Source organism: Streptomyces sp. NPDC043726 (assembly GCF_056436565.1).
In genome coordinates this window covers 1-12,311 of the sequence record NZ_JBWKCI010000008.1, presented here as the reverse complement: position 1 = coordinate 12,311, position 12,311 = coordinate 1, and the positions used below count along the sequence as shown (strand labels likewise).

Genomic DNA, 12,311 nt, shown 5'->3' with positions numbered 1-12,311 from the left:
TCAGCCCCTGCCCGGCTCGGCCACGGCACACTGCGCCTGAGCGGCCGTCGCTCCGGCCCCGCGCCGGATCTCGAGACCGGGAAGCCCCGCGCGGCCGAGCACCCAACTGGCCCCGCGCAACGATTTCGCCGCCTGCTTCAGGGGCGCCAGACAGGCGGCAGCCTGCCGGTGGTCCAGGACGCTGCCCGGCACGCACAGGACCGTCGCCAGGGACAGCGTGACGGGCCGTCCGCCCGCCGACCACGGGGCGTCCAGCACGGTGGTGGCCAGCGGATCCAGACCCTCCGGATCGGCGAGCACGAGGAAGTCGTCGCCGCCGATGTGCCCCACGCGCGTGCCGCCCGACGCGGCGTGCTGCAGCGTCCTCCCCACCGCGCGGATCAACTCGTCGCCGGCCGCGAACCCGGCGCCGTCGTTGACCAGTTTGAAGTGGTCGACATCCAGCCAACTCAGGGCGAAGGTCCGACCGTCCGCGATCCGCCGGTCCACCTCGCCGGTGATGGCGTCGGAACCGGGCAGCCGCGTCAGGGGATTGAGGCCGGCCGCCTCCTCCACCCGCGACTCGGCGAGCGCCCGGACGAGGTCCGCGAGCCGTACGACGCCCACGCACCGGCCGTACCGGTCCACGACCGCCACGTCGTCGGACGTACGGTCCCGGTCGCCGACCGCCACGACGTCCAGCACCTCCCAGGCGGTGGCGTCGACGCCGACCGTCCGTGGCGCGTCCCCCAGCTTGAACGCGGGCCGGTCGGCGTACAGGGCGTGGCCGTAGCGTCCGGACATGGAGAGCAGGAAGCGGGAGCGGTGCACCGAGCGGACCGGCACCCCGCGCGTGTCCACGAGCAGCACCCCGGAGACGTCCGGTGAACCGGTGAGCAGGGTGCGCACCTGACCGGCCGACGCGGTGGCCGGCAGCAGGGCCGCGGGCCGTACGAACTCCCGCACCGCCGGGCCCGAACGCTGAGGCGTCCCACCGCCGGGCCGGCGGGGCGGAACGTATACGTCCGCGGCGGGCAGCCGGGCGGGCGGCGCGAAGAGCTCGCCCTGGGCCAGCTGAGCACCCGCCGACACCGCGGCCGCGCACTGCAGTTCGGTCTCGACCCCCTCCACGCACAGCAGCGCGCCCAGCTCGTCGCACAGGGTCCGCATCGCCCGCACCGCCGCCGGCCGGGCCATCAGCGAGGCGTCGAGCTTCACCAGGTCCGGCGCCAGATCGACGAGCAGCCGCAGCGGTACGTCCCCGTCCCCGACGCCGTCCGCGCTGATCCGGAACCCCTGCTCCCGCAGCTCGGCCACCGCCTCCAGCAGCGCCTGCTGAGGCACGTGCGTGTACGGCGGGACGATGTCGAGGGTCACCTCCCAGGGCATCCGCCCCGCCTCCCGCACGGCGTCGTGCAGCCGTGCCAGCCCGCCGAGGTCGGCGAGCGTACCGGCGAAGACATTGACGTGCAGCGGCAGCAGCGTCTCCTTGCGGGCCGCCGCGCGGACCGCCGACACGGCCAGGCCGCTGTCGAGTTCGGGGTCGCGCCGGGCTTCGGCCAGGATGTCGCCGGTCTCCGGACGGGCAAGAACCTCCAGCCCCGCCACTCCACCGGTCGTCAGATTGACCACCGGCTGGAAGGCGAAGCGGAGAGTATCCGTCCAGGAGTGCACGGGAAGCATATTGGCGCCCCCTTCATGTGCCCGAGCCCAGTTCATGAGACGTTCACGCAGGATTCCGGCATGGTCACAGAGCGTTGACGGTTCCCGCTGTGGCTCCTTCCTCGGTCCGGCATCACCGCACTGCTATCACCGCTGAGCCGTGCCCGAACAGTCCCTGGTTCGCCGAAATGCCCACGCGCGCGCCCGCGATCTGCCGCTCGCCCGCGGCGCCCCTCAACTGCCAGGTCAGTTCGCACACTTGGGCGACGGCCTGAGCGGGCACCGCCTCGCCGAAGGAGGCGAGCCCACCGCTGGCGTTCACCGGTATGCGCCCTCCGGGGCTCGTCACGCCGTCCCGCAGCAACTTCGCCCCCTCGCCCTCGGCGCACAGCGCCAGATCCTCGTACCACTGCAACTCCAGCGCCGTGGACAGGTCGTACACCTCCGCCAGGGAGAGGTCCTCGGGTCCGACACCGGCCTCCTCGTAGGCGGCGCGGGCGATCGAGGCCCGGAACGACTCCGGAGCGGGATCCACCGCGACCGCCGAGTCGGTCGCGATGTCCGGCAGATCGAGGACGGTGTTGGGGAAGCGCGGCGTCACCGTGGACACCGCCCGGATCCGCACCGGATCGGCCACACCGTGCCTGCGCGCGAACTCCATGCTGGACAGCACCAGCGCGGCTCCGCCGTCCGAGGTCGCGCAGATGTCCAGCAGCCGCAGCGGATCGGCGACCACGGCGGAGGCGGCCACCTCCTGCGCCGTGACCCGCTTGCGGTAGCGCGCGTTCGGATTCAGCGCCCCCATGGCGGAGTTCTTCACCTTGACCTGAGCGAAGTCGTCAGGAGTGTCTCCGTGCACGGCCATCCGCCGCCGTGCGTACAGCCCGAAGTACGTCGGGTTGGTCGCCCCGAGGATCCGGAAGCGCAGCCAGTCCGGGTCGTCGGGCCGGTCGCCGCCCGCCGGCCGGAAGAAGCCCTTGGGAGCGGCATCCGCCCCCACGACCAGTACCGTGTCCGCGAGCCCGGCCAGGATCTGCGCCCGCGCGGCGCCGATGGCCTGCGCCCCGGACGCACAGGCCGCGTACACGCTGGTGACCCGGGCTCCCTGCCACCCGAGAGCCCTGGCGAAGGTCGCTCCGGCGACATACCCCGGATAGCCGCCCCGCACGGTGTCCGCGCCGACGACCGACCCGACGTCCCGCCAGTCCATCCCCGCGTCGGCGAGGGCGGCCCGGGCGGCAGCCACGCCGTACTCGACGAAGCCGCGTCCCCACTTGCCCCAGGGGTGCATGCCCACACCGAGGACCGCCACCTCCTCCGTCATGTCGTCATCGCCCCCGTCATCGGACGCCACCACCAAGTCGTCCAGGCCGCCTTCGCGTCCTCATGGAGCACACCCGGTACGACCTCCACCTCCATGCCCACCTCCAGATCACCGACAGTCACCCCAGGGGCGGCCTGCCCCAGCACCACCAGGCGCTCAGCAGCCAGTTCCGCTGCGATCAACGTGCACGGCTCCCACGGAAGTTCCGGATTGGTCACATAGGGTGACGGTGGCCGGTATCGGCTGTCCGTGTACGACCAGACGCGGCCACGCCGCGAGAGCGGCACCTCCTCCAGATCGCCCCCCGGGCAGCCGGGGTTGCGGCAATGCGCGTCCTCGCGCGGGAAGAACACCGAAGCGCAGACGGAGCAGCGCGTCCCGAGGAGTCGGAAGTCCTGGCCCTCTCCGGAGAACCATCCGGCGACCACGGGTGTGCGTGTACGTGACAAAACCCCTCCCCGGAAACAAATCTGACGCAACGTCAGAAGTGTGCCACGGGCGCGCGACGATGACACCGGCTTCTCCGTTGCTCAGGGACGCCGGACCTTAGGACCGCCCCCGGAAGAAGCCGTTCCTGTGATCAGATACAGTCCGCCGCGTGTCCGAAACTCAACACCCGAACCCCAACTCCGCGCCCGACTCCCACTGTTCGAGCTGCGGAGCGCCCTTCGGAGAGGGCGCCTCCGGTTGGCCCCGCACCTGCCCGGCCTGCGGCACCGTGGCCTACCGCAATCCGCTGCCGGTCGCCATCGCGCTCCAGCCCGTGTACGACACCAAGGGCACCGCCCTGGTCGTCATCACCCGAACCATCGCTCCCGCGCGCGGGAGCATCGCACTGCCCGGCGGCTACATCGACGACCGCGAGGACTGGCGCCAGGCCGTGGTCCGTGAACTCAAGGAGGAGACCGGCATCGACGCCGTCAGCCGGGACGTACGGCTGGTGGACGCGATGAGCTCACCCAACGGCCATCTCCTGCTGTTCGGGCTCCTCCCGGAGCGGCCGGCCGACCACCTCCCGCCGTCCGCGTCGACGGACGAGACGGAAGGCTGGCACCTCCTGCGCCGCCCCGAGGAACTCGCCTTCCCTCTGCACACCGTGGCCGCCCGGGCCTGGTTCGAGGGCCGCTACTGAGCTCAGGCCCGCGCGAGCCCTCGTATCCGCACCGGGTAGGGCGGCTCGACGACGACGCCCCCCTCGACCTCCCGCTCCACGACCACCTGCCGGCCCTCCCAGCGGGCGACGTACCGCTCCACCTCGGGTTCGTCCCATCCGTCGCCCGCGTCCGGCACGACCAGGCCGCCTCCGGTCCGGCCCCGTGCGGGCGCCCACACCTCCAGCTCCAACCCGCCGTCCTCCCCCCGCACGGGCACCACGGCACCCGCGCGCGCGAGCACCGGGACACGGGACAGCGGCGCGTCGACCAGCACCTGCCCCGGCCCCTCGTACACCTCCTCCGTGACCGTGTCGTACCACCGGCCCCGCGGCAACTGCACCGCACGCCGGTCAGCTCCGGGGTCCAGGACCGGGGCGACCAGCAGACAGTCGCCCAGGAGGAAGGCGTCCTCGCAGTCCCGCAGCCCCCGGTCCTCGGGGGCGCCCCACCAGGCCGGCCGCACATAGGGCGCCCCCGTCCGGCGAGCCAGATGCCCCAGCGTCAGGAAGTACGGCAACAACCGCCGGCGCTCCACCAACGCCACGCGCGCGTGCTCCAACACCTCGGAACCGAACTCCCACGGCTCTCTGCGTCCCGCCCGCAGGCTCGCGTGCGTTCGGAACAGCGGCAGGTAGGCGCCCAGTTGGAACCAGCGCAGATACAGCTCGGGAGACGGGCTGCCGTCGAAGCCGCCCACGTCCGGCCCCGAGTACGGAACCCCGCACAGGCCGAGCCCCAGCACGAGCGACAGTGAGGCCCGCAGCCCCGGCCAGCCCGTCGCCACATCGCCCGACCACGTCCCGCCGTAACGCTGGAGACCGGCCCATCCGGACCGGGAGAAGACGAAGGGCCGCTCCATGGGCGCCAGTTCGCGCAGCCCTTCGTAACCCGCCCTGGCCATGCACAGCGCGTAGACGTTGTGCGCCTCCCGATGGTCACCGCCCCGCCCCTCCAGGGCGTGGCGGGCAGAACGCGGCAAGGTCGACTCACCGAACGCCGCGAATGACGTCGGCTCGTTCATGTCGTGCCAGAAGCCGGCGAACCCCTGCGCCAGTCGCTCCTCGTACAGAGAGCCCCACCACTCACGCACACGCGCGTGCGTGAAATCCGGGAACACCGATTCCCCCGGCCAGACGACCCCCTCGACGAGACGCCCTGAGGCATCCCGCACGAACGCGTCCACCGCCGTCCCGCTGTCGTACACGGCGTTGCCGGAGTCGGCCTTGACCGCCGCGTCGACGATCGACACCAGCCGGACCCCGTCCCGCCGCAGCTCCTCGGCGAGCTGGGGCAGCTTGGGGAAACGCTCGTGATCGACAGTGAACACCTGATGGTCCTCGTAGTGGTCGATGTCGAGATGGACGGCGTCCAGTGGCAGCCCCCGCTCCAGATAACCCGAAACGATCCGCCGCACCTCCTGCTCGCTGCCGAAGCCCCACCGCGCGTGATGGTGCCCGAGCGCCCACGCGGGCGGCAGCGCCGCGGCCCCCGTCAGCGAGGCCCAGGTGAGCAGCACCCGCGCGGGAGTGCCCACCATGACCCAGCAGCGCAGCGGCCCGCCCTCCATCCGCACCTCGCACGTCCCCGTCCGGTCGTGCCCGGAACCGGCCCCCTCCTCGCCCTCCCGCAACGTCACCGTGCCGTCCCACGACGTGTCGTGGAAGACCAGATGCGTCGCCGCGTCGGCCACCACCATCTGCACCGGCATCGTGACGTACAGCGGATCGTCCCCCGGCCCGAAGGCACGGCCGGGGTCGGTGTTCCACAGGCGGTACGTTCCGTCCCGCAGCCGAGGCCCCGACGCCCGCCCGCCGAGGCCGAAGAAACGCGCGTCCGCGGCCACCTCGGACCGCTGCATCCACCGCGCCGGACCGCCCTCCACCGGTTCCCACCACCGCGGCGGCAGATCACGGCGCAGGGTCACTCCGCCGGGCGTACGCACCTCCACGGCGCCGTGCCGCGAGACCACCACCGTCACCCGCTCGGCCACCACCCGCCAGCCGCCGTCCTTGTCCGGCTCCAGCACGGCCCGCGGATCCGGCTCCGGGCAACGGCCCGCGAGCGCGTACGACGGCTCGGCCTCCGCGCCGTCCCAGCCCCAGAACACGGCACCGTTCACGGTCACCGTGATGCGCAGCAGCGTCCGGCTGAACCGCAGCACGCCGCCACCAGGCCCGGGCTCCACGCCCTGCACGGGACCCGGCACGCGCGCGCGTTCGGCACCCCTGGGCGGCAGCCCGGCGGCGTCCGCACGCCGCCTGCGCCATGCCGCCCGCACGGTACGCAACCCCTGGGCCGCCCCCGTAGAACCGACCACTCTCACCGAACGCACCAGGTCACGACCGTCCATGCTGCTCAGCCTGCCACTGACAGCACCACACGGGTGTCCCGTTCAACTGCCGTTCACCCGTGGCGGGACCACATCTTCACGACACGGACTATGTGGGGCGCACCCTGGTGCCGGAGTCGATCACATGGCATCGTCCCTGTCAGCCGCGTCACGCGCACACCCCTGCTCGTGCGCGGACGACGCACACGACGCGCACAGTCCGGGAGCCGCCCCATGTCGACCCTGAACCCCGAGCCGCTCTGGCAGCCGGATCCGGAACGCATTGCCCACGCACAGGTCACCAAGTTCCAGACCTGGGCGGCAGAACACCACGGAGCACCGTCCGAGGGCGGCTACGCGGCACTGCACCGCTGGTCCGTCGACGAGCTGGACACCTTCTGGAAAGCCGTCACCGAGTGGTTCGACGTACGGTTCTCGACGCCGTACGCGCGCGTGCTCGGAAGCCGCGCGATGCCGGGCGCCGAATGGTTCCCCGGGGCGACCCTCAACTACGCCGAGCACGCCCTGCGCGCGGCCGCGACCCGCGCCGACGAACCCGCGCTCCTGTACGTCGACGAGACCCACGAACCGAGCCCGGTGACCTGGTCCGAGCTGAGCCGCCAGGTCGGCTCCCTCGCCGCCGAACTGCGCGCCCTCGGCGTACGTCCCGGAGACCGTGTCAGCGGCTACCTCCCCAACATCCCGCAGGCCGTCGTCGCCCTCCTCGCCACGGCCGCCGTGGGCGGCGTGTGGACCTCCTGCGCCCCCGACTTCGGTGCCCGCAGTGTCCTCGACCGCTTCCAGCAGGTCGAACCCGTGGTCCTGTTCACCGTCGACGGCTATCGCTACGGCGGCAAGGAACACGACCGTCGCGACACCGTCGCCGAACTGCGGCGCGAACTGCCCACCCTGCGCGCCGTGGTCCACATCCCGCTCCTCGGCACCGAGGCCCCCGACGGCGCCCTGGAATGGTCGTCCCTGACCAGCGCCGACACCGAACCCGTCTTCGAGCAGGTGCCCTTCGACCACCCCCTGTGGGTGCTCTACTCCTCCGGTACGACCGGCCTGCCCAAAGCCATCGTCCAGTCCCAGGGCGGCATCCTCGTCGAGCACCTCAAGCAGCTCGGCCTGCACTGCGACCTCGGCCCCGACGACACCTTCTTCTGGTACACGTCGACCGGCTGGATGATGTGGAACTTCCTCGTCTCCGGCCTCCTCACCGGCACCACGATCGTGCTGTACGACGGCAGCCCCGGCTACCCGGACACCGGCGCCCAATGGCGCATCGCCGAACGCACCGGCGCCACCCTCTACGGCACGTCCGCCGCGTACGTCATGGCCTGCCGCAAGGCCGACGTGCACCCGGGACGCGACTTCGACCTCTCCAAGGTGCAGTGCGTCGCCACCACCGGCTCACCCCTGCCGCCCGACGGCTTCCGCTGGCTGCACGACGAGGTCCGCGAGAATCTCTGGATCGCCTCCGTCAGCGGCGGCACCGACGTCTGCTCCTGCTTCGCGGGGGCGGTACCGACGCTGCCGGTGTACATCGGCGAGCTCCAGGCCCCCGGCCTGGGCACCGACCTGCAGTCCTGGGACCCCAGTGGCAAGCCCCTCACCGACGAGGTCGGCGAGCTCGTGGTCACCAACCCGATGCCCTCCATGCCGATCCACTTCTGGAACGACCCTGACGGCAGCCGCTACCACGACAGCTACTTCGACACCTATCCCGGCGTGTGGCGGCACGGCGACTGGATCACCGTCACCGCACGCGGTTCGGTCGTCATCCACGGCCGCTCGGACTCCACTCTCAACCGCCAAGGCGTGCGGATGGGCTCCGCCGACATCTACGAAGCAGTCGAGCGCCTTCCCGAGATCAAGGAATCCCTGGTCGTCGGCATCGAACAGCCCGACGGCGGCTACTGGATGCCCCTCTTCGTCCACCTGGCGCCCGGCGCGGTACTCGACGAAGCCCTGCTGAACCGCATCAAGCAGACCATCCGCGAACAGCTCTCACCCCGCCACGTCCCCGACGAGGTCATCGAAGTACCGGGCGTTCCCCACACCCTCACGGGCAAGCGCATCGAGGTACCCGTCAAGCGGCTCCTCCAGGGCACGCCTCTGGACAAGGCCGTGAACCCGGGTTCGATCGACAACCTCGACCTCCTGAAGTTCTACGAGGACCTCGCCCGGAAGCGCACCTGACCCGCAAAGGACGAGGTCAGGCCGATTGTCAGTGCCGATGGTTACTGTGAGTGAGCATTGATCGACCGCGCACTCAGGGGGAACCATGGCGACCGCCGACCACCAGACCATGCGACGCGTCCTGCGCCGTGAAATCGCCGGCACCATCGGCCTGCTCACCGACGAGCACGACTTCCGCGCCATGCTGCGCTATCGCAGCTTCACCTTCGACGACCACGAGCAATATCTCGAACAAGTCGAGGCATTGCTCAAAACACGAGCCTCCCAGGGCAGTCACACCACCGTGGCGCTCTTCGACCCACAGGAGTACGCCGAATTCTGCGCGGACACCGGCCTCGATCCGGACATCCCGTCCAGCCGCACCCGCTTCACCGCCGAACTCGCCACCACGGGCCCCAGCCTTCCCTACGAGGGCCAGCCCCTGGCCGATCTGGTCCCCGACCTCATCGACGAGGCCGTCCGCCAGGCCACATGGGAGTACGCCTCCACGCTCCTGACCCGCCTGGGCACCTGCGCCACCTGCGGCGAGGACATCGGCCGGGCAGCGTTCGCCCGGGCCTCGTCCCTGCTCGTGCGCATCCTGGATACCGCCCGGCCCGGCCACCGGCACCTCGTCTGCAGCGTCTCCGGCACGCCGGAGGCACTGGTCTCGGTCCTGCACGCAGACGAGGACGCGGGTGGCACCACCGAACTCGACGAGGCCGAAGCCCTCGAATTCACCACGGTGCTGGCCCTCGGCATCGCCACCCAGAGCACCGGCGGACTCGTCATGCGCACCAGCGCACCCGGCACCACCGACACCATCTACGGCTGGCGCCTGCGCGGAGACGGCCTGGAGCCCCTCACCGCAGGCGAGGTCTTCGACGCTTACTGCACCGACGTCGAATCGGGCGATCTCATCTCTCCCGAGTCCAACGTCGACTACACCGTCCCACCGGACCTCGGAGACACGGGAGCGTTCCCCGGGCACACCCACTGACGGCGAAGGGGCGCCCCACCCGAAGGTGGAGCGCCCCCAAGACCGGGCGCACGCGCCCCGGGACCGACTACTCGCCGGACAGCACGGCCTGCGCCGCGCTGCGTGCCTCGTCGGCGCTGTCGGCCGCCCGCGCGGCGGCCGCGGCACGCTCGCACTGCGCCAGCGTGTACTTCGCCAGAGTCGCCCGCACATAAGGAATGGACGCCGAACCCATGGAGAGGGAGGTGACGCCCAGACCGGTCAGCACACACGCGAGCAGCGGGTCGGACGCGGCCTCGCCGCAGACGCCACAGCTCTTGCCCTCGGCCTTCGCAGCCTCGGCGGAGAGCGCCACCAGGTCCAGCAGCGCCGGCTGCCACGGATCCTGCAGCCGGGACACGGCGCCCACCTGACGGTCCGCGGCGAACGTGTACTGCGCGAGGTCGTTGGTGCCCAGGGACAGGAACTCGACCTCCTGCAGGATCGAGCGCGCCCGCAGCGCCGCCGACGGGATCTCGACCATCGCACCGAACTTCGCCTGGAGCCCGGCGGCACGGCAGGCGTCCGCGAACGCCTTGGCGTCGGCACGGTCGGCCACCATCGGAGCCATGACCTCAAGGTAGACCGGCAGGCCCTCCGCCGCCTTGGCGAGCGCCGTCAGCTGGGTGCGCAGGATCTCCGGGTGGTCCAGCAGCGTGCGCAGGCCACGCACACCCAGAGCCGGGTTCGGCTCGTCGGCCGGGGTCAGGAAGTCCAGCGGCTTGTCCGCGCCCGCGTCCAGGACACGTACGACGACTCGACCCTCGGGGAAGGCCTCCAGCACCTGACGGTAGGCCTCGACCTGCTTCTCCTCGGAAGGAGCGTTCTTGCTGTCGTCGAGGAAGAGGAACTCGGTGCGGAAGAGACCGACACCCTCGGCGCCGGCCTCGACCGCGGCCGGCACGTCAGCGGGGCCGCCGACATTGGCCAGCAGCGGCACCTTGTGACCGTCGGCCGTGGCACCAGGACCGGTCGAGGCGGCCAGCGCCGCCTTGCGCTCGGCGGCCGCGGACTCGAGCTGTCCCTTCTTCTCCTCGCTCGGGTTCACGAAGATCTCACCGGTGCTGCCGTCGACGGCGATCATCGTGCCCTCGGCAAGTTCGCCGGCTCCGGGCAGCGCCACCACGGCGGGGACACCGAGAGCACGCGCCAGGATCGCGCTGTGGCTGGTCGGCCCGCCCTCCTCGGTGACGAATCCGAGAACCAGAGTCGGGTCCAGCAGCGCCGTGTCGGCCGGCGCGAGATCGCGAGCGACCAGGACGTAGGGCTCGTCGCTGTCTGGCACGCCCGGCATGGGAACCCCGAGCAGACGGGCGACGATACGATTCCGCACGTCGTCGAGGTCCGCCACCCGGCCGGCGAGGTATTCACCGGCGCTCGCCAGCAGCTCGCGGTATGCGGCGAAGGCGTCGTACACCGCGCGCTCAGCCGTGCTGCCGACGGCGATACGGCGCTCCACATCCGCCATCAATTCGGGGTCCTGCGCCATCATGGCCTGGGCCTCGAGAACCGCCTGGGCTTCGCCCCCCGCCAGATTGCCGCGCGCCATCAGGTCGGCTGCCACAGCCTCCACGGCCTTACGGGCGCGCCCCTGCTCGCGCTCCGCCTCCTCCGCCGGGATCTGCTTGGCCGGCGGTTCCAGCACCGCCGTTCCCATGTGCCGAACCTCGCCGATCGCCACACCGTGGCTCACGCCGACGCCTCGCAGCGTTGTCTCCATCTCACCCGTCTCCGTTAGTGCGGCGGGTCCCGCCGCCGCGGTGGTTGTCCCTACTTGCCGTCGCGGGACGGCGCTGATGTCACTTCCAGAGGAAGAGGCTGTCGCCGGCCTTCACATCGCCGTCCTCACGGAGTTCACCGAGAGCCTCGGCGGTGGCCTCAAGGGCGACGACCGGACAGATCGGGGACTTGCCGGCGGCCTCGACGGCGGCCGGGTCCCAGCGCACCACGGCCTGGCCGCGGGTGACGGTGTCGCCCTTGGCCACGAGCAGCTCGAAGCCCTCGCCGTTGAGCTGCACGGTGTCGATGCCCAGGTGGGTGAGAACGCCGTGGCCCTGCTCGTCCACTACTACGAACGCGTGCGGGTGAAGGGAAACGATGACTCCGTCCACGGGGGAGACGGCCGCGGAGGCCTCACGAATGGGGTCGATCGCTGTACCCGGGCCGACCATGGCCCCGGAGAAGACCGGATCGGGCACTGCTGCCAGTCCGATGGCGCGTCCGGCGAGCGGGGACGTCACGGTGGTCATGGGAAGCCTCCCAGGGGTGGAGATCTATATGGGCCGTCACTGCCTGTACCGGACGGCGCACTGTTCAGCAGGGTATGTCATATGAAGTACCGGTTCCGCTTCGAGGCGCCGCTGGTGGTCTAGACCATAACTCCAAATGATTTGCGCGCGCTCCACGGCCCCGTGTACAGTCGTACTCCTGCTTGCGGCTGAGTGACGCGAACCAAGCGTCCTTGCCCGGCAGCATCCAACTTGTCAGATCCTATCTCGGGGTCACCTTCTGCATGCCCGCAGGACGGTGGTCAGAGGGCCGGAAAAACCCTGATAGAGTTTGGAAACACCGAAGGGAAGCCCGGAGGAAAGCCCGAGAGGGTGAGTACAAAGGAAGCGACCGTTCCTTGAGAACTCAACAGCGTGCCAAAAATCAACGCCAGAT

General features: G+C 70.9%; 9 protein-coding genes. 3 read left to right on the top strand and 6 right to left on the bottom strand.

Features of this window, described 5'->3' with window-relative positions; all coding sequences use genetic code 11:
* From AC068Z_RS23240 to AC068Z_RS23230, 3 genes are all read right to left on the bottom strand, one after another.
* Positions 1 to 1,653, bottom strand: a complete 1,653-nt coding sequence (locus AC068Z_RS23240; RefSeq protein WP_478559872.1) for an EAL domain-containing protein — start codon at positions 1,651 to 1,653, stop codon at positions 1 to 3.
* Between the two features lie 121 nt (positions 1,654 to 1,774).
* Entirely contained in the window at positions 1,775 to 2,965 is a 1,191-nt protein-coding gene (locus tag AC068Z_RS23235; RefSeq protein ID WP_478558679.1) for a lipid-transfer protein, read from the bottom strand.
* A complete protein-coding gene (locus tag AC068Z_RS23230; protein WP_478558677.1) occupies positions 2,962 to 3,393 on the bottom strand; it encodes a Zn-ribbon domain-containing OB-fold protein in 432 nt (143 codons plus the stop codon). Before AC068Z_RS23230 ends, AC068Z_RS23235 begins: the two co-directional genes overlap by 4 nt.
* Before the next feature lie 170 nt (positions 3,394 to 3,563).
* Between AC068Z_RS23230 and AC068Z_RS23225 the strand changes: the two genes are divergently transcribed.
* Positions 3,564 to 4,097: an NUDIX domain-containing protein gene (locus AC068Z_RS23225; RefSeq protein WP_478558674.1), complete on the top strand. Its 534-nt coding sequence runs from the start codon at positions 3,564 to 3,566 to the stop codon at positions 4,095 to 4,097.
* A gap of 2 nt (positions 4,098 to 4,099) precedes the next feature.
* Here the strand turns inward: AC068Z_RS23225 and AC068Z_RS23220 are convergent, their stop codons facing one another.
* A complete protein-coding gene (locus tag AC068Z_RS23220) occupies positions 4,100 to 6,469 on the bottom strand; it encodes a glycoside hydrolase family 31 protein (protein ID WP_478558671.1) in 2,370 nt (789 codons plus the stop codon).
* 213 nt (positions 6,470 to 6,682) lie between these two features.
* Here AC068Z_RS23220 and AC068Z_RS23215 point away from each other — a divergent pair, with 213 nt between their 5' ends.
* Both AC068Z_RS23215 and AC068Z_RS23210 read left to right on the top strand, forming a co-directional pair.
* On the top strand, positions 6,683 to 8,650 hold the full coding sequence (locus AC068Z_RS23215) for an acetoacetate--CoA ligase (protein WP_478558668.1): 1,968 nt from the start codon (positions 6,683 to 6,685) through the stop codon (positions 8,648 to 8,650).
* An 85-nt stretch (positions 8,651 to 8,735) separates the two neighbouring features.
* Positions 8,736 to 9,629, top strand: a complete 894-nt coding sequence (locus tag AC068Z_RS23210) for a hypothetical protein (RefSeq protein WP_478558665.1) — start codon at positions 8,736 to 8,738, stop codon at positions 9,627 to 9,629.
* 67 nt (positions 9,630 to 9,696) lie between these two features.
* Here AC068Z_RS23210 and ptsP read toward each other — a convergent pair whose 3' ends face one another.
* Positions 9,697 to 11,367 (bottom strand): phosphoenolpyruvate--protein phosphotransferase, encoded by a 1,671-nt coding sequence (gene ptsP / locus AC068Z_RS23205; protein ID WP_478558662.1) that lies wholly within the window; start codon positions 11,365 to 11,367, stop codon positions 9,697 to 9,699.
* A gap of 79 nt (positions 11,368 to 11,446) precedes the next feature.
* The gene (locus tag AC068Z_RS23200) at positions 11,447 to 11,896 is read right to left on the bottom strand and encodes a PTS sugar transporter subunit IIA (RefSeq protein WP_478558659.1); all 450 of its coding nucleotides are present in this window, start codon (positions 11,894 to 11,896) and stop codon (positions 11,447 to 11,449) included.
* Positions 11,897 to 12,311: the final 415 nt, after the last annotated feature.